This is a genomic window from Streptomyces sp. NPDC107500 (genome assembly GCF_055582785.1).
Genome location: NZ_JBVJPF010000002.1, coordinates 1,057,033 through 1,081,954, shown reverse-complemented (window position 1 = coordinate 1,081,954; position 24,922 = coordinate 1,057,033). Strand labels below are relative to the sequence as shown.

At 70.7% G+C, this 24,922-nt stretch carries 25 protein-coding genes; 8 read left to right on the top strand and 17 right to left on the bottom strand.

Annotated elements, in window-relative coordinates:
• Nucleotides 1-109 precede the first annotated feature (109 nt).
• Both ACZ67M_RS10870 and ACZ67M_RS10865 read right to left on the bottom strand, forming a co-directional pair.
• On the bottom strand, nt 110-787 hold the full coding sequence (locus ACZ67M_RS10870) for a potassium channel family protein (protein ID WP_361365568.1): 678 nt from the start codon (nt 785-787) through the stop codon (nt 110-112).
• Complete coding sequence (locus tag ACZ67M_RS10865) at nt 787-1,458, bottom strand: potassium channel family protein (protein WP_125490110.1); 672 nt, start codon at nt 1,456-1,458, stop codon at nt 787-789. Before ACZ67M_RS10865 ends, ACZ67M_RS10870 begins: the two co-directional genes overlap by 1 nt.
• 517 nt (nt 1,459-1,975) lie before the next feature.
• On the opposite strand from ACZ67M_RS10865, the gene ACZ67M_RS10860 reads away from it, so the two are divergent.
• From ACZ67M_RS10860 to ACZ67M_RS10845, 4 genes are all read left to right on the top strand, one after another.
• A complete protein-coding gene (locus ACZ67M_RS10860; protein ID WP_392012578.1) occupies nt 1,976-4,039 on the top strand; it encodes an APC family permease in 2,064 nt (687 codons plus the stop codon).
• 62 nt (nt 4,040-4,101) lie between these two features.
• Nucleotides 4,102-5,454: a class I SAM-dependent RNA methyltransferase gene (locus ACZ67M_RS10855; protein WP_361365562.1), complete on the top strand. Its 1,353-nt coding sequence runs from the start codon at nt 4,102-4,104 to the stop codon at nt 5,452-5,454.
• A 290-nt stretch (nt 5,455-5,744) separates the two neighbouring features.
• Nucleotides 5,745-5,939, top strand: a complete 195-nt coding sequence (locus ACZ67M_RS10850) for a ribbon-helix-helix protein, CopG family (protein ID WP_037672007.1) — start codon at nt 5,745-5,747, stop codon at nt 5,937-5,939.
• Nucleotides 5,936-6,328 (top strand): type II toxin-antitoxin system death-on-curing family toxin, encoded by a 393-nt coding sequence (locus ACZ67M_RS10845; protein WP_469850567.1) that lies wholly within the window; start codon nt 5,936-5,938, stop codon nt 6,326-6,328. Before ACZ67M_RS10850 ends, ACZ67M_RS10845 begins: the two co-directional genes overlap by 4 nt.
• 204 nt (nt 6,329-6,532) lie before the next feature.
• On the opposite strand, the gene ACZ67M_RS10840 is transcribed toward ACZ67M_RS10845, so the two are convergent.
• The 8 genes from ACZ67M_RS10840 to ACZ67M_RS10805 all read right to left on the bottom strand — a co-directional run bounded on the left by ACZ67M_RS10840 (nt 6,533) and on the right by ACZ67M_RS10805 (nt 13,813).
• Nucleotides 6,533-7,675, bottom strand: coding sequence for a DUF475 domain-containing protein (locus ACZ67M_RS10840; RefSeq protein ID WP_469850565.1), 1,143 nt, complete (start codon nt 7,673-7,675; stop codon nt 6,533-6,535).
• Nucleotides 7,676-7,678: 3 nt separating this feature from the next.
• Nucleotides 7,679-8,167: a ribonuclease E activity regulator RraA gene (rraA, locus tag ACZ67M_RS10835; RefSeq protein WP_469850563.1), complete on the bottom strand. Its 489-nt coding sequence runs from the start codon at nt 8,165-8,167 to the stop codon at nt 7,679-7,681.
• Between the two features lie 52 nt (nt 8,168-8,219).
• Nucleotides 8,220-8,864, bottom strand: a complete 645-nt coding sequence (gene otnC / locus ACZ67M_RS10830) for a 3-oxo-tetronate 4-phosphate decarboxylase (RefSeq protein ID WP_469850561.1) — start codon at nt 8,862-8,864, stop codon at nt 8,220-8,222.
• Nucleotides 8,861-10,123, bottom strand: a complete 1,263-nt coding sequence (gene otnK, locus ACZ67M_RS10825) for a 3-oxo-tetronate kinase (RefSeq protein WP_469850560.1) — start codon at nt 10,121-10,123, stop codon at nt 8,861-8,863. The genes otnC and otnK overlap by 4 nt, the downstream gene beginning before the upstream one ends.
• A 92-nt stretch (nt 10,124-10,215) precedes the next feature.
• Nucleotides 10,216-11,295, bottom strand: coding sequence for an isocitrate/isopropylmalate dehydrogenase family protein (locus ACZ67M_RS10820; protein ID WP_271158362.1), 1,080 nt, complete (start codon nt 11,293-11,295; stop codon nt 10,216-10,218).
• Between the two features lie 37 nt (nt 11,296-11,332).
• The gene (locus tag ACZ67M_RS10815) at nt 11,333-12,169 is read right to left on the bottom strand and encodes a sugar phosphate isomerase/epimerase family protein (RefSeq protein WP_469850558.1); all 837 of its coding nucleotides are present in this window, start codon (nt 12,167-12,169) and stop codon (nt 11,333-11,335) included.
• Nucleotides 12,166-12,858, bottom strand: coding sequence for an aspartate/glutamate racemase family protein (locus ACZ67M_RS10810; protein ID WP_365632961.1), 693 nt, complete (start codon nt 12,856-12,858; stop codon nt 12,166-12,168). Before ACZ67M_RS10810 ends, ACZ67M_RS10815 begins: the two co-directional genes overlap by 4 nt.
• A gap of 241 nt (nt 12,859-13,099) precedes the next feature.
• The gene (locus tag ACZ67M_RS10805; RefSeq protein WP_161331508.1) at nt 13,100-13,813 is read right to left on the bottom strand and encodes a FadR/GntR family transcriptional regulator; all 714 of its coding nucleotides are present in this window, start codon (nt 13,811-13,813) and stop codon (nt 13,100-13,102) included.
• A 363-nt stretch (nt 13,814-14,176) separates the two neighbouring features.
• On the opposite strand from ACZ67M_RS10805, the gene ACZ67M_RS10800 reads away from it, so the two are divergent.
• Complete coding sequence (locus tag ACZ67M_RS10800; protein WP_271158359.1) at nt 14,177-15,472, top strand: CitMHS family transporter; 1,296 nt, start codon at nt 14,177-14,179, stop codon at nt 15,470-15,472.
• Between the two features lie 239 nt (nt 15,473-15,711).
• Nucleotides 15,712-16,164 carry a cupin domain-containing protein gene (locus ACZ67M_RS10795; protein WP_469850555.1) on the top strand — a complete coding sequence of 151 codons (453 nt, stop codon included), beginning with the start codon at nt 15,712-15,714 and terminating at the stop codon, nt 16,162-16,164.
• Nucleotides 16,165-16,712: 548 nt separating this feature from the next.
• Here the strand turns inward: ACZ67M_RS10795 and ACZ67M_RS10790 are convergent.
• From ACZ67M_RS10790 to ACZ67M_RS10780, 3 genes are all read right to left on the bottom strand, one after another.
• Nucleotides 16,713-17,243, bottom strand: a complete 531-nt coding sequence (locus ACZ67M_RS10790) for a carboxymuconolactone decarboxylase family protein (RefSeq protein WP_469850553.1) — start codon at nt 17,241-17,243, stop codon at nt 16,713-16,715.
• A 41-nt stretch (nt 17,244-17,284) separates the two neighbouring features.
• Nucleotides 17,285-17,566: a hypothetical protein gene (locus tag ACZ67M_RS10785; RefSeq protein WP_271158356.1), complete on the bottom strand. Its 282-nt coding sequence runs from the start codon at nt 17,564-17,566 to the stop codon at nt 17,285-17,287.
• Nucleotides 17,567-17,693: 127 nt separating this feature from the next.
• Entirely contained in the window at nt 17,694-18,575 is an 882-nt protein-coding gene (locus ACZ67M_RS10780; protein ID WP_271158355.1) for a LysR family transcriptional regulator, read from the bottom strand.
• 132 nt (nt 18,576-18,707) lie between these two features.
• Here ACZ67M_RS10780 and ACZ67M_RS10775 point away from each other — a divergent pair, with 132 nt between their 5' ends.
• Together ACZ67M_RS10775 and ACZ67M_RS10770 are read left to right on the top strand one after the other, a co-directional pair.
• Nucleotides 18,708-19,739, top strand: coding sequence for an alcohol dehydrogenase catalytic domain-containing protein (locus ACZ67M_RS10775; RefSeq protein WP_469850551.1), 1,032 nt, complete (start codon nt 18,708-18,710; stop codon nt 19,737-19,739).
• 78 nt (nt 19,740-19,817) lie between these two features.
• The gene (locus ACZ67M_RS10770; RefSeq protein ID WP_469850549.1) at nt 19,818-20,900 is read left to right on the top strand and encodes a flavin monoamine oxidase family protein; all 1,083 of its coding nucleotides are present in this window, start codon (nt 19,818-19,820) and stop codon (nt 20,898-20,900) included.
• A gap of 20 nt (nt 20,901-20,920) precedes the next feature.
• On the opposite strand, the gene ACZ67M_RS10765 is transcribed toward ACZ67M_RS10770, so the two are convergent.
• The 4 genes from ACZ67M_RS10765 to ACZ67M_RS10750 form a co-directional block, all read right to left on the bottom strand.
• Nucleotides 20,921-21,625 carry an OBAP family protein gene (locus tag ACZ67M_RS10765; RefSeq protein ID WP_469850547.1) on the bottom strand — a complete coding sequence of 235 codons (705 nt, stop codon included), beginning with the start codon at nt 21,623-21,625 and terminating at the stop codon, nt 20,921-20,923.
• A gap of 157 nt (nt 21,626-21,782) precedes the next feature.
• Nucleotides 21,783-23,144, bottom strand: coding sequence for an MFS transporter (locus tag ACZ67M_RS10760; RefSeq protein WP_469850545.1), 1,362 nt, complete (start codon nt 23,142-23,144; stop codon nt 21,783-21,785).
• 14 nt (nt 23,145-23,158) lie between these two features.
• Nucleotides 23,159-24,076, bottom strand: coding sequence for a cytochrome c biogenesis CcdA family protein (locus tag ACZ67M_RS10755; RefSeq protein WP_469850543.1), 918 nt, complete (start codon nt 24,074-24,076; stop codon nt 23,159-23,161).
• On the bottom strand, nt 24,073-24,816 hold the full coding sequence (locus ACZ67M_RS10750; RefSeq protein WP_469850541.1) for a DsbA family protein: 744 nt from the start codon (nt 24,814-24,816) through the stop codon (nt 24,073-24,075). The genes ACZ67M_RS10755 and ACZ67M_RS10750 overlap by 4 nt, the downstream gene beginning before the upstream one ends.
• Between the last annotated feature and the right edge of the window lie 106 nt (nt 24,817-24,922).

Below are 24,922 nucleotides of genomic sequence, written 5' to 3'. Positions count from 1 at the left end.
ACACACACCAAAAGGGTCGACTTGCCGGCCTCCCCCACCCCTGAGGCGGTACGACGGTGGGGGCGCCCGGAGATCTCCGGGCGCCCCCACCGTCGTACCGCCGTACCCGTCAGCGCGCCCGGTCGCCGCGCCGCGCCGACAGCAGGTCCTCCAGCTGCTCCTCGCGGGCCTGCGCCGCGACGAACAGCAGCTCGTCGCCCGCCTCCAGCGAGTCCTCCCGCGACGGGGTCAGCACCCGGGTGCCGCGGATGATGGTCACCAGCGAGGTGTCCTCGGGCCACTCGACGTCACCGACCTGGATCCCGGCCAGGGCCGACTCCTCCGGCAGCGTCAGCTCGACCAGGTTGGCGTCGCCGTGGCTGAAGCGCAGCAGCCGGACCAGGTCGCCGACGCTCACCGCCTCCTCCACCAGGGCCGACATCAGCCGCGGGGTGGAGACGGCGACGTCCACGCCCCAGGACTCGTTGAACAGCCACTCGTTCTTCGGGTTGTTGACCCGGGCGACGACGCGCGGGACGCCGTACTCCGTCTTGGCCAGCAGCGAGACGACCAGGTTGACCTTGTCGTCGCCGGTCGCGGCGATGACGACGTTGCAGCGCTGGAGCGCCGCCTCGTCCAGGGACGTGATCTCGCACGCGTCCGCGAGCAGCCACTCCGCCATCGGGACGCGCTCGACCGAGATGGCGGTCGGCGCCTTGTCGATGAGCAGGACCTCGTGGCCGTTCTCCAGCAGCTCGCCCGCGATCGAGCGGCCGACCGCGCCGGCTCCGGCAATGGCGACCCTCATCAGTGACCGCCCCCTTCTTCGGGACCCTTGGCGAACGCCGCCTCGACCTTGTCGACCTCGTCGGTGCGCATCATCACGTGCACCAGGTCACCCTCCTGCAACACGGTCTGCGAGGAGGGCAGGATCGCCTCCCCGAGCCGGGTGAGGAAGGCCACCCGCACACCCGTCTCCTCCTGGAGCCGGCTGATCTTGTGGCCGACCCAGGACGGGGACGTGTGCACCTCGGCGAGCTGGACCCCGCCGGTGGGGTCGCGCCACAGCGGCTCTGCGCCCGAGGGGAGCAGCCGGCGCAGCATCTGGTCGGCCGTCCAGCGGACCGTGGCCACCGTGGGGATGCCCAGGCGCTGGTAGACCTCGGCGCGGCGGGGGTCGTAGATGCGGGCGGCGACGTTCTCCACGCCGAACATCTCGCGCGCCACGCGGGCGGCGATGATGTTCGAGTTGTCGCCGCTGGAGACGGCCGCGAAGGCGCCCGCGTCCTCGATGCCCGCCTCGCGCAGGGTGTCCTGGTCGAAGCCGATGCCGGTGACCCGGCGGCCACCGAACGAGGAACCGAGACGCCGGAAGGCGGTGGGGTCCCGGTCGATCACGGCGACCGTGTGCCCCTGCTGTTCCAGGGCCTGGGCGAGGGCGGAGCCCACGCGCCCGCAGCCCATGATGACAATGTGCACGGCTCTACACCACTCTTCTTCCGAGCCCTCTGACGTAGGCGTACGTCCCGCTCATTTTCCTCTTTCGGCTCGACGGGCAACACGTGCGGCCCCTGTCCGGGGGCGCCGGCCACCATCATGCCGGTCCGGCGGGTCCGGTCCCCGTCCGGGTGGCCCCCGAGGCCCCGTCGACGGTCCGAGCGTACTGACGCGGAGGGCCGAGCGCCCCGCCTCAGCTCTCCGCCGACGACCCCCGGCGCCCGATGCTGCGGATGCTGGCAAAAGTGAGGATTCCGAGGCCGGCGAGTGAGAGAAGGCCGCCGATCAGCTCCGCGGACAGGTGCATGAGACCTCCAGAGTGGCAACGGCCGGGCACCGGGCGGTGTTTGCGCGGTGTTCGTCATATAGGCATGCCAGGCCCCGGACCTGCGGAATCCGCAGCCCGACCACCCGTCGAATTCACCCGTAGAGCAGACGGCGGGTGGATCGGGGGTGGCGGGTGGGCGCGCGCCCGTTCGAACGCTTACGATCCTCTGTTGTGTCCAAACTGACCGACGTGCCCAAGCGGATCCTGATCGGGCGCGCACTGCGCAGCGACCGGTTGGGCGAAACGCTCCTGCCGAAGCGGATCGCCCTCCCCGTCTTCGCATCCGACCCGCTCTCCTCGGTGGCGTACGCGCCCGGCGAGGTGCTGCTCGTGCTGTCCATCGCGGGCGTGTCGGCGTACCACTTCAGCCCTTGGATCGCGGTCGCGGTCGTCGTACTGATGTTCACGGTCGTCGCCTCCTACCGGCAGAACGTGCACGCCTACCCCAGCGGCGGCGGCGATTACGAGGTGGCCAACACCAACCTGGGACCCAAGGCGGGCCTGACCGTCGCCAGCGCCCTGCTGGTCGACTACGTCCTGACCGTGGCCGTCTCGATCTCCTCCGGCATCGAGAACCTGGGCTCCGCGGTCCCCTTCGTGGTCGAGCACAAGGTCCTCTGCGCGGTCGCCGTGATCCTGCTGCTGACCCTGATGAACCTGCGCGGCGTCAAGGAGTCGGGCAAGCTGTTCGCGATCCCGACGTACGTCTTCGTCGGCGGCGTCTTCATCATGATCGCGTGGGGCGCGTTCCGGACCCTGGTGCTCGGCGACACCATGCGCGCGCCGACGGCGGACTACGAGATCAAGCCGGAACACGGCGGGCTCGCCGGGTTCGCCCTGATCTTCCTCCTCCTGCGCGCCTTCTCCTCCGGCTGTGCCGCGCTCACCGGTGTCGAGGCGATCTCCAACGGCGTCCCGGCCTTCCGCAAGCCCAAGTCGAAGAACGCGGGGAACACCCTCGCGATGATGGGCCTGCTCGCCGTCACCATGTTCTGCGGCATCATCGCCCTCGCCTCCGCGACGGACGTGCGCATGTCGGAGAACCCGGCCACCGACCTCTTCCACAACGGTGTCGCGGTCGGCGCGGACTACGTCCAGCACCCGGTGATCTCGCAGGTCGCGGAGGCCGTCTTCGGCGAGGGCAGCTTCCTGTTCATCGTGCTGGCCGCGGCCACCGCGCTGGTCCTCTTCCTCGCCGCGAACACCGCCTACAATGGCTTCCCGCTGCTCGGCTCGATCCTCGCCCAGGACCGCTACCTGCCGCGCCAGCTGCACACGCGCGGTGACCGCCTGGCGTTCTCCAACGGCATCGTCCTGCTGGCCGGCGCCGCCATACTCCTCGTCTTCGTCTACGGCGCCGACTCCACGCGCCTGATCCAGCTCTACATCGTCGGCGTCTTCGTCTCCTTCACGCTCAGCCAGATCGGCATGGTCCGGCACTGGAACCGCCACCTGGCCACGGAGAAGGACCAGGCCGCGCGCCGCCGCATGATCCGCTCCCGGGCCATCAACGCCTTCGGCGCCTTCTTCACCGGACTCGTCCTGGTCGTCGTACTGGCCACGAAGTTCACCCACGGCGCCTGGGTCGCCCTGCTCGGGATGTGCATCTTCTTCGCCACGATGACGGCGATCCGCAAGCACTACGACCGCGTCGCCGAGGAGATCGCCGCCCCCGAGGACCCGGAGGAGGCGCAGACCGACGACATGGTGCGCCCGTCCCGGGTCCACTCGGTGGTGCTCATCTCCAAGATCCACCGCCCGACCCTGCGCGCGCTCGCCTACGCCAAGCTGATGCGCTCCGACTCCCTGGAGGCGCTCAGCGTCAACGTCGACCCGGTGGAGACCAAGGCGCTGCGCGACGAGTGGGAGCGGCGCGGCATCGCCGTACCGCTGAAGGTGCTGGACTCGCCCTACCGCGAGATCACGCGCCCGGTCATCGAGTACGTCAAGAGCCTGCGCAAGGAGTCCCCGCGCGACGCGGTCTCGGTCATCATCCCCGAGTACGTGGTCGGCCACTGGTACGAGCACCTGCTGCACAACCAGAGCGCGCTGCGCCTCAAGGGCCGCCTCCTGTTCACGCCCGGCGTCATGGTCACGTCCGTCCCGTACCAGCTCCAGTCCTCGGAGGCCGCGAAGAAGCGGGCCCGCAAGCGGCAGGACTGGAACGCGCCCGGCGCGGTCCGGCGCGGCCCGCTCCACCACGACCGGGCGAAGGACTCCTCGCCGTCGAAGTAGAGTGGACGGCTGCGGTCCCCACCCGCCGTCCCTCAACCCCCGTTCTCTGGAGCCACCCCGCCATGCAGGCAGAACCGAAGAAATCGCAGGCGGAGTCCGGAGCGGTCTCGCTCGTCGGCGAGGAGTACGAGGTCGAGATCGGCCCCGTCGCGCACGGCGGCCACTGCATCGCCCGTACGTCCGAGGGACAGGTGCTGTTCGTCCGGCACGCGCTGCCCGGCGAGCGCGTCGTGGCCCGGGTGACGGAGGGCGAGGAGGGCGCCCGCTTCCTGCGCGCCGACGCCGTCGAGATCCTGGACGCCTCCAAGGACCGCGTCGAGGCCCCCTGCCCCTTCGCCGGTCCCGGCCGGTGCGGGGGCTGCGACTGGCAGCACGCCAAGCCGGGCGCCCAGCGCCGCCTCAAGGGCGAGGTCGTCGCCGAGCAGCTGAAGCGGCTGGCGGGCCTCACTCCGGAGGAGGCCGGCTGGGACGGCACGGTGATGCCCGCCGAGGGCGACAAGCTGCCGGCGGGGCAGGTCCCGGCGTGGCGCACCCGCGTGCAGTACGCGGTGGACGCCGAGGGCCGTGCCGGCCTGCGCAAGCACCGCTCGCACGAGGTCGAGCCCGTCGACCACTGCATGATCGCCGCGGAGGGGGTCAGCGAGCTGGGCATCGAGGCCCGGGAGTGGCCCGGCATGGCGTCGATCGAGGCCATCGCGGCGACCGGCTCCCAGGACCGCCAGGTCATCCTGACCCCGCGCCCCGGCGCGAGGCTCCCCATCGTGGAGCTGGACCGCCCGGTCTCGGTCATGCGGGTCGGCGAGAAGGACGGCGGCGTGCACCGCGTCCACGGCCGCCCCTTCGTCCGCGAACGCGCCGACGGCCGCACCTACCGCGTGGGCAGCGGCGGCTTCTGGCAGGTCCACCCGAAGGCGGCCGACACCCTGATGACCGCGGTCATGCAGGGCCTCCTCCCGCGCAAGGGCGACATGGCCCTCGACCTGTACTGCGGCGTGGGCCTCTTCGCCGGCGCCCTCGCCGACCGGGTCGGCGACCAGGGCGCGGTCCTCGGCATCGAGTCCGGCAAGCGCGCGGTCGAGGACGCCCGGCACAACCTGGCCGGCTTCGACCGCGTCCGCATCGAGCAGGGCAAGGTCGAGGCGGTCCTGCCCCGGACGGGCATCGACGAGGTCGACCTCATCGTCCTGGACCCGCCGCGCGCGGGGGCGGGCAAGAAGACGGTGCAGCACCTCGCGTCACTGGGTGCGCGGAGGATCGCCTACGTGGCGTGCGATCCGGCCGCGCTGGCCCGGGACCTGGGGTACTTCCGGGACGGGGGGTACCGGGTGCGGATGCTGCGGGTGTTCGACTTGTTTCCGATGACGCATCATGTGGAGTGCGTGGCGATTTTGGAGCCTGCGGGCAAGGGGTCCTGACCTACGCTTTTGTTGTCCGGGTGGGCTGCTCGACCTGTTTCCCTCCGTAAAACGGTTCGAGCGACGAATCGATCTTTGTGGATCGCTGACTTGCGGGTTCGTGAGTGAGGTGCCTGCATGGACGACGCCCTCGGAGGGGCTTTCGGAGATTCTTGACGCTCGGATGACGCCCGAAGCGGAAGTCTTTGCTGCACCTCCGCAGGCGCTGCGAGCCGCCATCTTCGGCCCACACTGTTGGGGAACGGGACACTCGACCGCGCCGCGTGATACCGGTCAGGTATCATGACCGTATGGCGATGACACTCCGACTCCCTGACGACCTGGACGCGAAGCTCACGGAGCGGGCCCGTCGGGAGGGCCGCAGTAAGCAGGAACTTGCCATCGAGGCCATCCGTGACGCCCAGAACCGGGCCGAGCTGAAGGTCGATGACGTCCTGGCCGAGCTGATGGACAGCGATGCGGAGATCCTGGACTACCTGAAGTGACGAACGTGCGCTACCTCCAGATCGACGAGATCCTGGCCATCGCCCGCACGGTCAACGGTACCGAACACAGCGTGCGCGACATGGGCCTCCTCGTGTCGGCGATCGAGCGACCCCGGACCAACGTGTTCGGGACCGAGTTGTATCCCACGCTGCACGAGAAGGCCGCGGCCCTGCTGCACTCCGTCGCCCGCAACCACGCGCTGATCGACGGCAACAAGCGCACCGCCTGGCTCGCCATGCGCGTCTTCTTGCGGTTCAACGGCGTGAGCGCCAGTACCGTGCCGCCGCCCGTTTCCGTGGCCGGCCCGTTCGTCGAGGACGTCGCGCAGGACAACATCGAGGTACCGGTCATCGCCAAACGCCTCTCGACCTGGTTCCCCGTTCCGTGACGTTCGACGTCGTGGGTTCGGGGTCGGACTGAGCCGTAAGGGTGCTGGATCGAGGCTATTCGCCGGGCAGGTTGATTCCGCTTGTCGGGCACTACCGGCGGCCGTCCGCGCTTCCCGGGGCAGGGACGGCCGACGTCATGACGCGCGTGCCACCGCACCGTCCATGCGCAGGTCGGCCACCGGGGCTCGCCACCCCAATGGGGCTCATGTCGTGGAAACCGCTTCGGTCTCTTCTCCTTCGCTCTCGCCCCCGGCCGCGGCGAGCCGCTTGTTGCGGCGGACGGAGGACCAGAAGGAGGCGCCGATCAGGACGACGCCGATCATGCCGGTGATGAACTCGTTGATCTCGTACTGGATGGTGACCAGGAGGACGGCGGCGAGGGCGCCGATGGCGTAGTGGGCGCCGTGCTCCAGGTAGACGTAGTCGTCGAGGGTGCCCTCGCGGACCAGGTAGACGGTCAGGGACCGGACGTACATGGCGCCGATGCCGAGGCCGAGGGCCATCAGGACGATGTCGTTGGTGATGGCGAAGGCGCCGATGACGCCGTCGAAGGAGAACGACGCGTCCAGGACCTCCAGGTAGAGGAACATGAAGAAGGCGGCCTTGCCGGCCAGCTTGACCGCCGACTTGGGCTTGCCCTCGCGCTCGGCCCTCTCCTCGGCCTCGTGCTCGCGCTCCTCCTCGTCCTCGAGCTTGTCCTCGAAGAAGCCGGAGAGACCGCCCACGACCAGGTAGGTGATCAGACCGGCGATGCCGGAGAGCAGGACCGTCTCGGCCTTGTCGGCGTGGGTGCCGCCGTGCTGGTGGGCGTGGGCGCCGAAGGTGATGGCGGAGACCAGCAGCACGATCAGGGCGATGCAGACCGACAGCATGTCGACCTTGCCGAGCTTGGCCAGCGCGCGCTCCAGCGGAGCGAGCCACTTGATCTCCCGGTCCTCGAAGATGAAGTCGAGGAAGATCATCAGGAGGAACATGCCACCGAAGGCGGCGATCGACGGGTGGGCGTCCGTCACCAGCTCCTGGTAGCGGTCCTTGTCGGTCAGCGCGAGGTCGACGGCCTCGATCGGCCCGAGCGACGCGCTGATGGCGACGATCACGACCGGGAAGACCAGGCGCATGCCGAAGACGGCGATCAGGATGCCGATGGTGAGGAAGATCTTCTGCCAGAAGGCATTCATCTTCTTCAGAATCCCGGCGTTGACCACCGCGTTGTCGAAGGACAACGAGATCTCCAGCACGGACAGGATCGCCACCACGCCGAAGGCGGCCCACCCCCCGTAGAAGACCGCGGCCACCAGGCCGAGCGCGGTGACCGCGAACGACCACCCGAAGGTTTTCAGAAGCACCGGTCAGTTCACCGTGCCTTCGGGGAGGAGGGCGATGCCGTCGTCGTCGGCGTGCAGGACGTCGCCGGGACGGAAGGTGACGCCGCCGAAGGTGACGGGCACGTCGACGGCTCCGGCGCCTTCCTTGGCGCTCTTGCGGGGGATGGTGCCCAGTGCCTTGATGCCGAGGCGGAGTCCGGCGAGGGTGGCGCTGTCGCGGACGGCGCCGTGGAGGACCAGGCCGGCCCAGCCGTTGTCCTGGGCGGCGCCGGCGATGAGGTCGCCGACCAGGGCGGTGCGCAGGGAGCCGCCGCCGTCGACGACGAGGACGGCGCCGTCGCCCGGGGTGCGCAGCAGGTCGCGCAGGAGGCCGTTGTCCTCGTGGCAGGAGACGGTGCGGACCGGCCCGGCGAAGGTCCGGTGGGCGCCGAACTGGCGGCACTGCAGGTCGCAGACGCGCAGGTCGGTGCCGTACTGGTCGACGAGGTCGGCGGTGGGGACGGGGGTGACCATGATGGGTTCCTTCTTCGCTGGGTGGCTGACGTGCTCGCGGCTCATCCGGCCGTCAGGGGGATGGGGGCGCGAGCACGGCAGCCTGCTCGGGGGTGAGGGGGCGGGTGGTGTGTCCGCGCAGGAGGAGGTGCAGCTTGGCGGTCTCCTCCAGTTCCTCGATGGCGTCGGTGGCCTGTTCCATGGACGGGCCGGCGATGACAGGTCCGTGGTTGGCGAGGAGGAGGGCGTGGTGGGTGCGGGCCGTCCGTTCGGCGAGCGGTTCCAGGCTCCCGTCGCCGGGGGCGTGGTAGGGGAGGAGGGGGAGGGTGCCGACGCGCATGGCGTAGTAGGCGGTGAGCGGGGGCAGCGCGTTGGCGGGGTCGACACCGTCGAGGCAGGAGACAGCGGCGGCGTGGGTGGAGTGCAGATGGACGACGGCGTTGGCGGCGGGCCGTGCCCGGTAGAAGGCGGCGTGCAGGAATGCCTCCTTGGTCGGCCGTGGTCCGTCGAGGTGCTCGCCGCGCAGGTCCGTGCGAGACAGTTCGCCTTCCTCGACCGTGCCGAGGCTGGAACCGGTGGGGGTGAGCAGCAGGGTGCCGTCGGCCAGGCGGACGGACAGGTTGCCGGTGGAGCCGTGGGTCAGTCCGCGGGTGAACAGGGAGCGTGCGGTACGGACGATGAGGGCGCGGGCGGCCGACTCGTCGGCGTAGGTGGTCACTTGGTCTCCGTCAGGGCCCGGGTGAACAGGTCGGGAGCGCCGAAGTTGCCGGACTTCAGCATCAGGGCCAGGTCGCCGCTGTTGGTGGTGGCGTAGGTCCAGGGCACGCCGGGGTCGGCTTCCTCGCCGACGAGGACGGCGCGGACACCGAGGGCGGTGGTGACGGCGCCGGAGGTTTCCCCGCCCGCGACGAGCATGCGGCGGACGCCGCGTTCGACGAGGTGGGAGGCGAGGGTGCCGAGGAGTTCCTCGACCTGTGCGGCGGCCTCGGCGACACCGAGCTGGGCCTGGACGGCGGCCAGTTCCTCGGGGGAGGCGGAGGCGTAGACGAGCACCGGCAGTGCCGGATCCTGCTCGGCGTACCAGGCCAGGGCCTCGCCGGTGACGTCGCGGCCGGTGGCGGCGGCGAGCACGTCGAGGTGGAGGGAGGGCAGGCCGGCGGCGTAGAACTGGGCGATCTGCTCCAGGGTGCGGGCCGAGCAGCTGCCGGCCAGGACGGCGGCCCGTCCCTCGGACGGCTTCGGTTCGACGGATGACGGTCCGGTGGCGGGGTAGGCGTGCCCGAGTCCTTCGGCGAGACCGGCGGCACCGGCGACCACCGGCAGTTCGAGTGCGGCGGCACCGAGCACCGCGAGGTCGTCGTCGGTGAGGGCGTCGGCCACGACGTGCCGGACACCGGCCTGTTGGTGCGCCGTGATCGCCTCGCGGACGGCCTCGACCCCGCGCCGCACCGTGGCCCAGTCGACCAGGCCCACCGGGTGGCGGGTCTGCGCGGACAGCAGGCGCACCAGCGCGGAGTCCGTCATCGGGTTGAGCGGGTGGTGGCGCAGCGGGGAGTCGGACAGCAACTGGTCGTGGACGAACAGGTGACCTTGGTAGACCGTGCGGCCGTTGGGCGGGGAGGCCGGGCAGTGCACGGTGACGACGCCGCCGGCGGCGTCAAGGAGCGCGTCGGAGACCGGACCGATGTTGCCCTGCGGGGTGGAGTCGAAGGTGGAGCAGTACTTGAAGTACACCTGGGCCGCGCCCTTGTCCCACAGCCAGCGCTGGGCGGTGAGGGAGTCGGCGACGGCCTCGTCGGCGGGCGTGGAGCGGGATTTCAGGGCGACCACGGCCGCGTCGCAATCGGTCGGCAGGGTGGTGGTGTCGTCCGGGGTGCCGAAGACCAGGGCGGTGCGCAGGCCGGCCCGCCGGAAGGCGGCGGCGACATCGGTGCCGCCGGTGAAGTCGTCGGCTATGCAGCCGATGCGCAGGGTCATGGTCGGGCTCTCTCCTCGGGCTGTGCGTCGCGTGCGGCTTGTGGCGCCCGGGGCGGGCGGCGTGAAACCCGCCCCGGACGACCGGGGGGCTGCTACCGGGCAGCGCCGATGGCCTTGATGACGGCGGCGGTGAACTCGGTGGTGGAGGCGGAGCCGCCGAGGTCGCGGGTGGAGGTGCCGGCGGCGATCGCGTCGGCCACGCCCTGCTCGATGATCTTCGCGACGGCGGCGAGCTTCTCGTCGCCGTGCTTGGCGCCGAGCCATTCGAAGAGCATGGCGCCGGAGAGGATCATGGCGACCGGGTTGGCGATGTTCTGCCCGGCGATGTCGGGGGCGGAGCCGTGGGACGCCTGGGCCATGGCGGTGGTGGCGGAGGAGTTGATCGAGGGCGCGGTGCCCAGCGAGCCGGAGATCTCGCCGGCCAGGTCGGAGAGGATGTCGCCGAACATGTTCTCGGTGACGATGACGTCGAAGTCCTGGGCGCGACGGACGAGGTGGACGGTCATGGCGTCGATGTGGAAGTCGTCCACGGCGACGTCCGGGTAGTCCTTGGCGACTTCCTGGCACACGGTGCGGAACAGCCCGGTGGTGAGCTTGAGGACGTTGGCCTTGTGGACGATGGTGAGCTTCTTGCGGCGCGAGCGGGCCAGGTCGAAGGCGACGCGGGCGACGCGCTCGGTGGCCTCGCGGGTGATGATACCCAGCATGATCGCGGTGTCCGGGGTGGGCATGAACTCGCCGGTGCCCGCGAAGGTGTTGCGGTCGGCGTAGAAGCCCTCGGTGTTCTCGCGGACGATGACCAGGTCGGCGTTGTCGCAGACGGCCTTCGCGCCGGGGAAGCTCTTGGCGGGGCGGATGTTGGCGAAGAGCTGGAAGTGCTTGCGCAGGGTGCCCGAGGGATTGAGCGCGGACTTGTGCGGCTCCGGGTAGGAGACCGAGTCGTGCGGGCCGAGGTACCAGCCGTCCAGACCGGCCAGGGCGTCCTTGGTCTCCTCGGGAACGGGGGTGCCGTGGGTCTCGATGGCCGAGGCACCGAGCGGCAGGGTCACCCAGTCGACCGAGACACCGGCGGCGTCGGCGGCGGCGGTGGCGATCTCGACGGAGGACGGGACGATCTCGGGGCCGATGCCGTCGCCCTCGAGGACGCCGAGGCGGTAGGTCTTGCTGCTCATGGTGCGGGTTCCTCTCAGAACAGGGGGGTGGGGCGGGTCAGGAAAGTGCTGTCGCGGCGTCGGTGAGCGCGGTCCAGGAGCGGGCGGCGGCCTTGGGGCTGTCGCCGTCCTGGGTGTGTTCCAGGGTCAGCCAGCCGGTGAAGCCGCCCTCGCGCAGTGCGTTGAACAGGGCGGGGAGGCGGGGATCACCGATGGTCAGCGGGCCTCGGGTGGAGGGCGAGGCGAGTTGCAGGCAGCCGGTGACGGCGGCGTGTTCGGTGATCGCCCGGACCACCTCGACACCTTCGGCATCGAGGTGGTGGGTGTCCAGTACCAGTCCGGCCGGGGCGTCAAGGGAGTCGATGAAGGCGAGGGCTTCCCCGGGGGTGTGCCACAGCGAGGTGTTGGCTCGCGACTGGGGCTCCAGCAGGAGCCGGCTGCCGCGGTCGGCCGCCTCCTCGGCCAGCTGCTGTACGGCGCGCTCGGCCCATAGACACTGCATGTCCTCCAGCCCCGGCAGGAAGGTGCCGCGGGTCTGCCCGAGGGTGACTGGCACACCCAGCTCGCCGGCGAGACGGGCCGCGCCCAGCAGGCGGAACAGGGCGTGACGGCGTACGTCGGGCGACGGGTCGGTCAGCGTCAGCCGGTCCTGTGCGCAGACCGGGCCGGTGCCGATACCCAGCACCTTCAGGCCGGCCGCCTCCACCGTGCGGGTCAGTTCCTCGGCGGCGTGCGCGCCGGTCTCGCGGACCTGCACCTCCACCCCGTCGTAGCCCAGCTCGGCGAGTCGGCGGACTGCTTCGGCCGGCGGCGCGGTGAAGCCGAGCGGCATCGGCGCGGAGCAGTCGTGACCGGAGACGGTGTAGGCCAGCGGCCACGGCAGCCCCGTACTCATGACGCGACCGCCGGTGCTCCTGCCGGAACGAGCAGGCCGCGCAGTTCGCGTGCGGCGGCGCCCGCGCCGTCCAGCACCGGCACGCCCAACAGGTCGGCCAGGACGTCGCGGGCCGGGGTGAGCGAGTACTGCGCCAGCAGCACAACGTCGGCGTCGGCGCCCCCGGCTGCGCGCAGGGCGTCCGCCAGGTGCCGGGCGGCCTCCCCGGGGTGGGCCCCGGCGGCTTCCTCGCTCAGGGCGGTCACGATGTCGACCGGCCGGTCCGGGCGTACGGCCGGGACGAGCGCTTCGAGCTGGGCGACGGCCGCCGGTACGGCAGGCGGCGTCGAGGCGACGACGGCGATACGGCTGTACGGGCCGGCCAGGGCGGCCTTGAACATCGCCTCGTCGGACTTCAGGACGGGCGCCTTCCACAGGGTACGGGCGGTGTCCACGACTTCTCCGTAGGAGGAGCAGGTCAGCAGCAGGGCCTGGGCGCCGCCGTCCATCACGTGGCCGATCAGGCGGAGCATGCGCCGGCGCAGGGCGCCGGTGAGTTCGCCGGCCACGCGGGCGTCGTCGAGGAGGCGGTCGTCCAGCACGTTCCAGACCGTGGCCTGCGGGAACTCTTGCGCGAACGCCTCTTCGGCGATGCGGTGCGCGGGCGGCACGGCGTGGATCATGGCGACCAGAGGCTGGGGTTCGATCACCGGGGTTCTTACCTCTTCCGGTAGGTGGGGACCGGCAAGGGTCCCGACCGCGGGCCTGCCTCCGGCCGACCTGGGACATGTTTCCCGACGGCGGGGGCGCGGGCCCGAGATGGGGGACGGCGGCGTGGTGTCGCGGTGCCGTGCCGTCACTGTAGGCCGAACCGGTCAACCGGTCAACCGGTTGTATCGATGCGAAGCCCGCGAGCGCCGGCATCCGGGACCGGCTGCTCGCGGTTTCCCGCTACGCCTCGCGCTGTTCGAGTGCCTTCATCAGGCGGCGGGACGCGCCCTCCATGTGCCGGGCCATCGCCGCGCGGGCGGCTTCGGTGTCACCCTTCGCGACCGCCTCGAAGATCGGCACGTGGTCCGCATAGGCCACCTCGCGGGACCGTACGGCGCCCGTACGCTCGACCCAGCCGCGCTGGATCATCGCCCGCATTCCCTTGAGCATGTCGCGCAGCACCGTGTTGCCGGCCAGCTCGCCGAGGGCGGCGTGAAAGGCCGTGTCCGCCTCGGCGAACTCGTCGTCCGGGCACTCCCGCATCGCCGTCAGCCGGGCCCGCAGCAGCTCGACGCCCGCCTCGTCGCGCGCCTGCGCGGCCAGCCCCGCCACGATCACCTCCAGCTCCGCCCGGGCCTGCACCATGTCGCGGGCGCCCCGCTCGCCCAGGACCAGGCCCAGCTCGAACAGGCGGTAGAGCACGTCGGAGTCGGTGCCGCGGAAGTACGTCCCGCTGGACTGCCGGATCTCCAGCAGGCCGAGGAAGCCGAGCGACTTGATCGCCTCACGCACCGTGGGCCGGTTCACCCCCAGCATCTCGGTGAGCTGCCGCTCGGAGGGGATGCGGTCGCCGGGCTGGACCTCGCCGGACATCAGGTAGTCGATCAGGCGGCGGGAGACCTCGGCGGCCAGCGGCTCGCGCGGCTCGACCGTGATCCTGGCGAGTTCGGCCATCGATTTCCTCACTTCGGTATTGACGCGATGGCCAGATTCTAGTTACCTACCGGCAATCCGGTAAACCGGTTGTCCGGAAGTAGGCGAGCCAATCCGCCATCCTTGAGCGACCGGGTGTCCCGGTCGTCCCAGCCATGCCGGGCGCACTGCTCACAACCGCATCGGGCCATCGCCCACCGCGGCCGTGCGCCGGCCGAATCGCCGTACAGGAGCCCGCAGCCCCCGTGACCGATCCGACGCACGAGCCGAGCAAGACACCGCGTGCGCTTCCGGTCGCCGCCTGAACCGACCCGCACCGATCCCACGCGCCGTCCCGCGCCGCCGTCCGACCGGCGGCCCTCAGCCCTGCCCCAAGGAGCAACGATGCTCGCCGTCCTCGGCTTCGCCACCCTGGGCAGCTTCATGCTGCTCGTGATGCGGAAATACCTCTCCGCGTTCACCGCCATCATGCTCACCCCGATCGCCGCCGCCGTCATCGCGGGCAAGGGCACGAAGCTCGGCGACATGATCATGAACGGCCTGGACACCGTCGCGCCCACCGCGGCGCTCCTGCTGTTCGCCGTCCTCTACTTCGGCCTGATGATGGAGTGCAAGCTCTTCGAGCCGATCGTCCAGGCCATCGTCCGGGCTTCCAAGGGCGACCCGGTCCGGATCGTGGTCGGCACCGCCGTGCTCTCCCTCCTGGTCGCCCTCGACGGCGACGGCACCACCAGCTACATGATCGTCTGTTCCGCGTTCCTGCCCATCTACCGGCGCCTGGGCATGAACCCCCTCATCCTGGCGACGCTGGCGGCCATGGCGCTGGGCACCATCTCCGGCACCACCCCCTGGGGCGGCGCGGCTACCCGCGGCATCAGCGTCCTGCACCTGAGCGCCACCGAGTACTTCGTCCACATGATCGGCCCCATGGCCCTCACCAGCCTGGCCATCATCGCCGTCGCCTACTGGCTCGGTCTGCGCGAGCGCCACAAGATCGACGGTGAGAAGCTCGCCGCCTACAAGCTGGAGATCGCCTCCGGCGAGGCGTTCGAGCCGGTCAAGGCGGACTGGCGGATGTGGTTCAACGCGGCGCTCACCCTGCTGCTGATGGTGCTCCTCATCGCCGAGGTCGCCGACCTCCTGGTGCTGTTCATGGTGGCGTTCGTGATCGCCCTGCTCGTCAACATCCGCGCCATCGGGGACCAGCAGGACCTCATCAAGCGGCAGGCCGCCAACGCCGTGCCGGTGATGATCCTCGTCCTGGCCGCCGGCGTCTTCACCGGCATCATGACCGACTCCGGCATGATCAAGGCCATGGCCGACGCGGCCCTCTCGATCGTCCCGGAGGGCTGGGGCGACATCATCCCGCTGTTCACCGCGGTCCTCGCGCTGCCGCTCGGCTTCTTCATGTCGAACGACGGCTACTGGTTCGGCGTCGTCCCCGTGCTCGCGGAGTCCGCCGCGCACTACGGCATCCCCGCCAACGAGATCGCCCGGGCCGGCGCCATCGGCCAGATCCTCCACATGATGGGCCCCACCAGCGCCCCGCTGTGGGTCCTCCTCGGACTGGTCAAGGCCGAGCTGGGCGACTTCCAGCGGCACGCCCTGCGCTGGGGCGTCCTCGTCTCCGTCGCCTACATCCTCTTCGCCGTCATCACCGGCGCCATCAGCGTCACCTGAGCCGCACCCTGTGCCTTGCGTCCTCGTGCCCGGTGGGCCGCACCCCATGCCGGTGCGGCCCACCGGGTTCGTGCCGGGGCCCGATGGTTCGTCACCCTTGACGAGCGGGGCGACGGCGGACGCCACCATGACGATCACCACGAGACCGGCGACGCGTTGGACCCGCGCCTGCCCTTCGTGGTCCTTGGGGGGCATCGAGAAGTCCGGTCCGGGCCCCCGAGCACCTCAGGGAGAACACCATGCACCACCACGACACCGACGCGCCCTGCTTCCGCCACTTCGAGCCCGCGGTCCTGCGCCCGGCCGAACTGTCCTCCTTCAGCCGAGGCGGCGGCGCCCGCACCGTCCCGCTGATCACCCAGGCGGTCGGCGCCGAGGTCTTCCTCACCGGCCAGACCCTCTTCGACGGCGGCGCCGGCATCGCGCTGCACACCCACAACTGCCCAGAGAGTGTCACCATCCTCGAAGGCGACGCCCTCGTGGAGATCGACGGCAGCGAGCACCACCTCACCCGCTTCGACACGACCTACGTCCCCGCGGGCACGCCCCACCGGTTCCGCAACGCCTCCGCCACCGAGCCGATGCGCATCCTGTGGATCTACGGGTCGGTCAACGCCACGCGCACCATCGTGGAGACAGGCGTCACCGTACGGGTCGACGCCGAGCACGACAGGGCCGCCGCGACAGGCTGAGACCGACCCGACACAGATCCGTGCGTTCGTCCACGCATGGCTCGGGGAGACCGACTGGGTCGACAGTCAGACGGTTTCCGGATAGAGCAGGCAGTCGTCGGGACGAATGAGGAGGTTGATCTCCCGGCCTGTGTGCTGGACGGGGCTTTCGGCGTGGACGCGCAGGTCGCCGAAGCTGAGTGCATACTCGAAACGGGCACGTGAAGGCCCAGAACAGGCCGATGCCGACGATCGACGAGTCTGGAGCAGTCGGGCATCGTCCCTGACATGCCGAGTCTGGAAGAGACCGCCGCAGTCTGTAGGACTCTGATCGCCTCCGGTTTGGACACCGCGGTCTGTCTGATCGGTAACGCGGTGGCCGCGCTGGCGACCCGCCCTGAGCAATGGGAGTCTTGACGCTCGTTCGACGCTGCCTCTGACGGTTCGTCACCGTGGGGAGGCAGCTCTCGCCGCCCCACGGTGACGAAGCCGCCGGGCTCGGCGAGGAGCCGCCCGGACGGCGTCCGCTCCCGTCGGCGGCCGCCGGGGCCGTCGACCCACGTGGTGCTTCAGACCGCCAGCGCCACGAGGAAACGGGAGACCATGTTGTAGGCCGCGACCGTGGCGACCGCTTCCACGGTCTGCTGTTCACCGAACAGGCGCTTCAGCTCTTCGATGACCTCGGCGTCCACCTCGACCTGCTTGGTCGACTGGTCGGTGAGCGTGAGGAGGGCGCGCTCCTCCTTTTTGAAGAGAGCGCTGTCGGCCGCGTTCGGCTCTTTCAGGGCTTCGCACTTGTCGTCGGTGCCGCTTGCCTGCAGGTATGCCGGGTAGTGCACGCCCCATTCGAAGTCGGCCTTGTTCAGCACGGCCACCCGCAGCATGACCAGTTCGCGGTACTCCAGTGAGAGGTCGAACTCGGCACGGACCCGGCCCAGCAGCCCGTTCCATCCTGCGGCGAGCGGGAAGCTCTTCAGCAGGACCCGGTCGATTCCGATCAGCTCGCCGCCCGGGCGGCGGCCCCGCATGCCCGCGAGCAGTTCGGTCGGGGGAGCGGGGACGTCGCCCTCCTGCCACGGGGTGACGCGTACATCGCTCATTTTTGTACTCCTTCGCTGTCGACTTCGCCGCGTGGGGGATGTCAGACGGTGTCGTAGACACGGACGTCGGGGTCCGCCTGCAGGAGCGGCGCGAGTTCGCCGACGACGTCCTTCGTGAACAGCGGGCTGTCCAGGTAGGCGTTGGCGTCCGCCACGGACTGGAAGCCGTGGAGGACCTGCACGTCTTCTTCCCGGATCAGGAGTTCCTTGCTGGTGGCGCCGGCGATGGAGTCGAGGAACGGCTGCTTGTACTTCTCGTAGACGCTCGCCGCCGCGGGACGGTTGGCCGGATCCACGTGCAGGGTGATCTCAAGATAGGCCATGGATATGGCTTCCCTTCGTGCTCGTCGGGTGCGCCACGGGGTTACCGCAGCACATCTCGAATTTAGGAGCGCGCCGGAAGATCCGGTAGGGGCGGTCGTTGAATCTGGCGATAAGAGTTGTGTATGGCTAGCGGGATGCGACGAGTGCCTGGGCGAGGAGCGACAGGTCCGAGCGGAGTGCGGATTCCGGGTTCCACACGGCTTCGAAGGAGATCTGTACCTCGCGGCCGTCGTTCAGCAGGGGGCGGTGGGGGACGGTCGGGGAGGTGAGCCTGGACTGGGGGAGCATGGCCGAGCCGAGCCCGAGGCCGGCCCATTCCTCCAGCACGCGGTAGCTGGCCGCTTCCCCGGGGTAGGTGCGCAGCGGCACTTCGTTCGCCTGGAAGAGCTGGGTGGTGAACGTGGTCAGGCCGCACGCGTCGGGGACGAGGATGAACTGCTCGCCTCCGGCTTCGGCGAGTTCGAGCGAGTCGTCGTCCGCGGCGGTGGGGCCGACCACGACGACGGGTTCGACGTGGATGACCCGGTGCTCGTAGCGTGGCATGGCGGTGACGGCCGGGATGAGGATGATGTCGAGCCGGCCGGCCTGCAGGCCGGCCCGCAGGTCCTGCATGTTGGCCTCGTGCAGCACCAGATCGCGGGGTGTCGGCAGTTCCCGGACGGCGCTGAACGCGCGGGCCACCAGGTGAGGGCCGATGAGCGGCGAGACGCCCATGCGGACCTTCTGGTCGCCCGGTTCGGTGAGCCGTCTGGCCTCGGCGGCGACGGCGTCGAGCGCGGCCACGGCCCGCTCGATGAGGGGCAGGATGCGGGTGCCGAACGCGGTCTGGGTCACACCGCGCGGTGACCGGTCGAAGAGCCGCTCCCCGAGTCGTTCCTCGAGCTTGGCGATGCCGTTGGACAAGGCCGGCTGAGTGACGCCGTAGGCCCGTGCCGCCGCGCTGAAGGAGCGGGTTTCGGCGACCGCCTGCGCGTACCGGAGCCCTTCCACGTTCAGCCGCTCTGTCATAGCCATTGCCTATTGCCTCATTCGCTTTCGTCGCCTACCGCTGAGGTCAGCCGGTTTCTAGGGTGTGCGCCAGGTGGCCTCTCTATCACCCACCCTTATAACACTCGTTCTCGTCCCTTCAGGAAGTGCACCGTGCCGGACTCCGCTGTGACCATGGTCGTGACCGAGCCGGACGGACCGCTGGTCCCGTCCGTCGCCGCCGCCGCCGTCCCGCCCGAGGGACATCAGGTACGGGTGTCCGTCCTGGCCAGTGGGGTGTGTCACGCCGACATCGGGACGGCCCGGGCCTCGAAGGCGCACGCGGGCTACCCGGTGACACCCGGCCACGAGGTCGCCGGGGTCATCGCCGAGGTCGGTGACCGCGTGACCGGCTGGAAGGTCGGGGAGCGGGTGGCCGTCGGCTGGTTCGGCGGCAGCTGCGGTCACTGTGCCTTCTGCCGTGCCGGTGACGTCGTGCACTGCCCGGAGCGGAAGGTGCCGGGGCTGTCCTATCCGGGCGGTTGGGCGCAGAGCATCACCGTGTCGGCGGACACCCTGTCGCGGATTCCCGACGGGCTCGACCCGTTCGACGCCGCGGTGTTCGGCTGCGCGGGCGTGACCACCTTCAACGCCGTACGCAACGCCGGTACCCGGGCCGGTGGACGGGTGGCCGTCTTCGGGCTCGGTGGGCTCGGGCACCTGGCCGTGCAGTTAGCGGCGCGGCTGGGCTACGAGACGGTGGCCGTCGCACGGGGCGCGGACCGCGAGGAACTGGCCCGTGCCCTGGGAGCCCGGCACTACGTCGACAGCACGCGCCGGTCCCCCGGAGCGGCCCTCGCGGAACTGGGCGGCGCCGACCACATCGTGTGCACCGCCTCTTCCACCGAGGCAGTGGACGAACTGGTCACCGGGCTGCGGGCGCACGGTCTGCTCACCCTGGTCGGGGTGGACGCGGGCACTCTCCGTCTTCCCGTGGGCCTGCTGGTGAGCCGGGGGCTGAGGGTGGCCGGCCACCTGACGGGCAGTGCCCGGGACACGGAGGAGGCGATGGCCTTCGCGGTCATCAACGGGGTCCGTCCCATGATCGAACGGATGCCGTTGAAGGACGCAGGTGAGGCCGTCTCACGCCTGCGGTCCGGGGCTCCCCGGTTCCGCATCGTGCTGGACCCCGCGCAGGTGTCGTGACCGTCCCCGAACGTCTTCGACGCCCCGTCATGCAATCCGGGTCGCTTCAGCGCCCGTCACCCTGGAGGCAACCCGCACATGTCCCGCAGTGCCAAGCCTGACGTCATCGTGATCGGCGCCGGCGCCGCCGGACTCGCCGCCGCGACCGCCCTCCACCAGGCCGGACGCCATGTCCTGTGCCTGGAGGCACGGGAGCGGGTCGGCGGCCGCATGCTGAGTACCCCCGTCGACGGCGGCGCCCTGGATCTGGGTGCCACCTGGTTCTGGCCGGGGGAGCAGCGCGTCGCCACGTTGGCCGCGCGCACCGGCGCAGGCGTCTTCGACCAGCACCTGTCCGGCGACGCCGTCCTCCAGGACGGGGCGGGGGCCCGCCGCCTGCAGGGCAACATGATCGACGTCCCGTCCTACCGTTTCGCGGCCGGGGCGCAGCACCTGCCCTCGGCGCTGGCGGCGAGCCTGCCCGCGGACGCCGTACTGCTGGACACACCTGTCACGGCGATCCATCCCGTCGTCGGGTACGGCCTGGAGGTGCACACCCCGGACCGTACGCTGCGTGCCTCTCACGTCGTCCTGGCCGTGCCGCCCGCGCTGGCGCTGGAGCGCATCGACTTCGGGAACGCGCTTCCCGACGACGTCGTCCGGCTGGCGCGCTCCACTCCGGTGTGGATGGGTGCCGTCGCCAAGGTCGTCGCCCTCTACCCCTCCGCCTTCTGGCGTGAGGATGGTCTCGCCGGCGCGGCCTTCAGCAGGTCCGGACCGCTTCAGGAGATCCACGACATGTCCGGCGTCGACGGCCGGCCGGCGGCTCTCTTCGGGTTCGCCCACGCCCGCGCAGTCCGGCCGGGCTTCGAGGAGGCGGTGGCCGCCCAGCTCGCCGCGTGCTTCGGACCCGGCGCCGGGTCACCCGAAGCCCTGCACGTCTGCGACTGGAGCCGTGAGCCCTGGACGGCTCCCCGGTCCGTGCACGCCCTCGCCGACTACTCCCTCTTCGGCCACCCGCTCTACCAGCGGCCGACGCACGACGGCCGCCTGCACTGGGCTTCGACCGAGACGGCCACGGAATACGCCGGACACGTCGAGGGCGCCCTGCACTCCGGGGAGCGCGCCGCGCTCGCCGTCCTGTCCTCGGCGCTGTACGGCTCGGGCATCACCGCCGACTGATACGGCAATGGCCGGCGAGGTCAGCGCCTGAAGTCGGTCTCCTCGATGCGGGTCTGCACGGTCCGTCCGCTTTCCCACATGTTGGCGCCCGGGGCCACGTCCGGTGCGGGGATGTCGGCCCGGTTCTCGCGCTTGCCCGGTGTGGAGAGGCCGAGCCGGTCGTCCCGGGCGCGGATCATCTCGTCCGACGCCTGTCCGTCCTCGGTGAAGCCGATCATCAGCTGCGGGATGCCGTAGGGGAAGTCGTCGCGGTCGTACTGCCAGGTGTGGAAGGTTTTGCCATAGGTGGTCACGAGGTCCTCGAAGTATGCGTGCTCGGCCAGGTCGGGGATGCCGGGCGCGACCAGGAGGCCCGACTTGACCTCGTAGCGGTGGCTGTGCCACAGCCGCTTCTCGTCGGCGGGCAGGGCGCGGAAGCGTTCCTCGCTGATGATGTACTCGATGCCGATCAGCCGGGCGTCGGGTGCGTTGCGGTCGAAGATGACGCACTGATGCAGGTCGTGCTGGAGGTGGATGCAGAAGTGCGTGGCCTCGACCTGCCGCCCCATGTCGTCGGCGTACATGTGGAAGCCGTTGAGGTAGGTGCTCATCGCGTCGAGCGGGTACTTCGTCTGCATGGCCCCGGCGGCCACGTCGAGTGCGCGGTGCTTGAGCGGATGGCCTTTGCCGATCTTGCTGATCGTCGCCGCCTTGCGGCCGAACAGGAGACCGGCGGCAGCCGTCACGCCCGCGGCGGCACCGAGTGCGATGGAGGAGGCTGTCCCCAGGCCGGATCCGCTTGAGCAGCGCTTTCGCTGAATGGATGCCATGGCTGGCGGGTGCCCAAGGTCTCACTGCCGTAACGGAACGCGCGGCGGCTGCCGCAAGGAGCTCGAGGGTGCTTCAGCGTGCCCGGACGAGGAGGGCCCAGAACGCGAGTACGGGCAGGACCAGGACAGCGGCGACGGCGTTCAGCCCGCCGAAACCGATCCAGCTCATCAAGGGTCCGGCCAGGCCGGCGCCCACGGCCGCGACGACGTTCATCGCGGTGTCCGTGGTGCCCTGCACCCCGGGCCGCAGGGGGGCGGGAGTGGCTTCACTGAGCATCGCCGACCCGGCCACCAGGTTGAACGACCAGCCCAGCCCCAGGAGGAACAGGCCCGCCATCATCAGGCCGACGGAGTCGTGGCCCATGCCCGACAGCGCGGCGGACACCAGGAAGACGGCCTGGCCCGCCACCACCGTCGGGAGATGGCCGATCCGGTCGGCCAGCCAGCCGACGACCGGGGAGAACGCATACATGCCCAGCAGATGGCCGCTCACGGTGATGCCGACGACGGTGAGACCGGAGCCGTGCTGCGCCATGCTGACCGGGGTCATCGTCATGACCGCCGCCATCACCGTGTGGGCCAGGACGACGGCCGTGAAGGCGAACGCCGCGCGCGGGGAGTGGCGCAGGTGGCGCAGACCCGCGCGCAGCGTCCCGGTGCTTCGGGGCTTCTTCTGCGCAACGTCGGTCTCCGCTGCTGCGGCTCTCGTGTCGGCTTCACGCTCCTGCCGCTCCTCGGCCTCCTGGTACCGGAGGGACAGCATCAGAGGGTCGGGGCGCATGAGACCCCACAGGAGCAGGGCTGCCAGTGCCATGCCGGCGCTCGCCAGGACGAACGCGCCGGCGAGCCGGGGGAGGTTCAGGGCCGACGCGACGGCGGCGCCCGGGTCGGCGAGGTTGGGCCCGATCACCGAGCCGATGGTCGTGGACCACACCACGATGGACAGCGCCTGGGCGCGACGGTGGGGCGCGGCGAGGTCGGCCGCCGCGTAGCGGCTCTGCTGGTTCGTCGCGCTTCCGACGCCGAACAACAGCATGCCCACGATGAGCAGGGGTATGGACCGGCTCACCGCCGCGCCCACGAGCAGTGCCCCGCCGACGGCGGCCACGAGCCATCCCAGGCTCAGTGAGGTCCTGCGCCCGGCCCGTTGCGCGACCAGGGCGAGGGGGACGCCGACCGCTGCGGCGCCGGCCGTCATGGCCGTACGGGCCAGTCCGGCGTACGTCTCGCTGTGGGCCACCGATTCGGCCAGCAGGGCGCCGATGGACACCGCCACACCGACGCCGACCCCGCCGACGATCTGGGCCGCGGACAGGACCCGGACCGTACGCCTCTGCACGGCGGCGACCCGGGCGTCCGCCTGCCACGGTTGCGCGGATGGCTGTTCCGCGGATGCCTGCTCCGGCTTCGTGGATATGTCGTCCGGCGTGCTCACGTGTCGGCTCTCCCTCAGTGGTCGAGTGGGTGAGTGGAGGTCGGAGGCGGAGTGGTCCCGCCGCGGTCAGGGGTCGTGCGGGGCGGGGTCCCGAAGTGGTCTTCCGGCCGAGGGTGGTCCCGGCGTGCCAGCAGGACGGCGGCGGCGATCGCGGCCACGGCGGCCAGCGCGAGCAGGAGCACCCGGTCCGGTACCGCGCCGCCCAGACGTGCCAGGTCCTCCTCCAGTCCCGCCTCCGTCTCGACGCTGACCGGGGAAGGCAGGGCCGCGGTGCCGTCGAACAGCAGGAAGACCGAGCCCAGAAGCACGAACAGGGTGCCGCTCAGGAGGGAGGTGGTGTGCCAGGAGAAACGTCCCAGGCTGAGGGTGCGGCCCCGCAGCCACCGCTTGTGCCCGAGGTCGAAGCGGTCCCAGAGCAGGGACAGGGCGAACAGGGGAACGGCCATGCCCAGGGCGTAGACGGCGAGCAGCAGACCCCCGTGCGCGGGCCGGCCGCCGAGCGCCGCCAGGGTGAGGATGGAGCCGAGGATGGGCCCGGCGCAGAACCCCGCCAGGCCGTAGACCGTGCCGAGTGCGAGGACGGAGAGGGCCGATCCGGAACGGCGCGCGCCTGCGGCCTGCTGGAGCCGGCGGACGCCGAACCCGAGCCCGGCGATCTGCGCGACTCCCAGCGCGATCACGGTCCAGCCGCCGATGGTGACCAGGAGATCGCGGTGGCCGTAGAAGAGGCGGCTGGCGAACGATCCGGCGACACCCAGCGGTACCAGGGTGGTGCACAGGCCGAGGTAGAACAGTCCCGTGCGCAGCAGCAGTGTGGTGGTGCTGGTGAAGGAGTAGGCGAAGAAGGCCGGCAGGAGCAGAGCGCTGCACGGGCTGAGCAGGGCCAGCAGTCCGCCGAGGAAGGCGGCCAGCAGGCTCGCGTCGCCGTTCACCGGGCGTCCTCGGCCGCGGCCTCCACGGTCTTCTTGAAGGTGTCGACCGACTGGGCGCCCAGGACGGGGACGTCGTTGATGAGGAAGGCGGGAGTGCTGGTCACACCGAGGGCGTAACCCTCCTCCTGGTCACGCCGGACGGCCGTGTCCGCCGCGTCGGAGTCCATGTCCGTGCGCCACTTGTCGAGGTCCTGCACCCCGGCGGCCTTGGCCATGGAGGTCAGCTTGTCGGCGGAGAAGGCGCCGGTGTTCTTCTTGTGCGTCTCGCCGTACGCCTGGTCGTGGAACTCCCAGAACCTGTCCTGTCGGCCCGCCGCCCAGGCGGCGCGGGCGGCCTGCTCCGACTCGTCGCCGAAGATGGGGAAGTTGCGCCACTCGATGCGCAGCACGCCCTTGTCGACGTAGGAGCGGATCAGCTCCGGTTCGGTGTCGCGGGCGAACTTCCCGCAGTACGGGCACTGGAAGTCCGAGTACTCGATCATGACGACGGGGGCGTCGGCCCTGCCCACGGCCAGGGGATCGTCGCCGTCGCGGCGGGCGAGTGCGAGCAGGGCCTCGGACTGGGCGTCGGGTGTACCCGCCTCGGTCGTGGCGGAGTCGCGTGAGGTTTCGTCGGAGGAGCTGTCGTCGAGGGTGAGGGCGAGCACCGCGGTGACGACGGCGGCCAGCCCGAGTGCGGCGGCGGCGAGCGTACGGCCCCGTCGGCGGGTGCGCGACGCGGAGGAGGCAGAGGACGGCATCGGGATCAACCTTGTGCTGGAGGTGCGAACGGTGGACGGCGAACGGCGCTCGTACCGAGCGCGCGCCATGACCGGGTGACGATCCGGACGGCACGCGGCGCGCGGG

What these genes read in the sequence shown, in the direction of transcription:
- ACZ67M_RS10870 (WP_361365568.1), bottom strand. Translation starts at nt 787, where the DNA reads ATGAGGGTCGCCATTGCCGGAGCCGGCGCGGTCGGCCGCTCGATCGCG.
- ACZ67M_RS10855 (WP_361365562.1), top strand. Translation starts at nt 4,102, where the DNA reads ATGCAGGCAGAACCGAAGAAATCGCAGGCGGAGTCCGGAGCGGTCTCG.
- ACZ67M_RS10850 (WP_037672007.1), top strand. Translation starts at nt 5,745, where the DNA reads ATGGCGATGACACTCCGACTCCCTGACGACCTGGACGCGAAGCTCACG.
- rraA (WP_469850563.1), bottom strand. Translation starts at nt 8,167, where the DNA reads ATGGTCACCCCCGTCCCCACCGCCGACCTCGTCGACCAGTACGGCACC.
- otnK (WP_469850560.1), bottom strand. Translation starts at nt 10,123, where the DNA reads ATGACCCTGCGCATCGGCTGCATAGCCGACGACTTCACCGGCGGCACC.
- ACZ67M_RS10820 (WP_271158362.1), bottom strand. Translation starts at nt 11,295, where the DNA reads ATGAGCAGCAAGACCTACCGCCTCGGCGTCCTCGAGGGCGACGGCATC.
- ACZ67M_RS10815 (WP_469850558.1), bottom strand. Translation starts at nt 12,169, where the DNA reads ATGAGTACGGGGCTGCCGTGGCCGCTGGCCTACACCGTCTCCGGTCAC.
- ACZ67M_RS10805 (WP_161331508.1), bottom strand. Translation starts at nt 13,813, where the DNA reads ATGGCCGAACTCGCCAGGATCACGGTCGAGCCGCGCGAGCCGCTGGCC.
- ACZ67M_RS10800 (WP_271158359.1), top strand. Translation starts at nt 14,177, where the DNA reads ATGCTCGCCGTCCTCGGCTTCGCCACCCTGGGCAGCTTCATGCTGCTC.
- ACZ67M_RS10795 (WP_469850555.1), top strand. Translation starts at nt 15,712, where the DNA reads ATGCACCACCACGACACCGACGCGCCCTGCTTCCGCCACTTCGAGCCC.
- ACZ67M_RS10790 (WP_469850553.1), bottom strand. Translation starts at nt 17,243, where the DNA reads ATGAGCGATGTACGCGTCACCCCGTGGCAGGAGGGCGACGTCCCCGCT.
- ACZ67M_RS10785 (WP_271158356.1), bottom strand. Translation starts at nt 17,566, where the DNA reads ATGGCCTATCTTGAGATCACCCTGCACGTGGATCCGGCCAACCGTCCC.
- ACZ67M_RS10780 (WP_271158355.1), bottom strand. Translation starts at nt 18,575, where the DNA reads ATGACAGAGCGGCTGAACGTGGAAGGGCTCCGGTACGCGCAGGCGGTC.
- ACZ67M_RS10770 (WP_469850549.1), top strand. Translation starts at nt 19,818, where the DNA reads ATGTCCCGCAGTGCCAAGCCTGACGTCATCGTGATCGGCGCCGGCGCC.
- ACZ67M_RS10750 (WP_469850541.1), bottom strand. Translation starts at nt 24,816, where the DNA reads ATGCCGTCCTCTGCCTCCTCCGCGTCGCGCACCCGCCGACGGGGCCGT.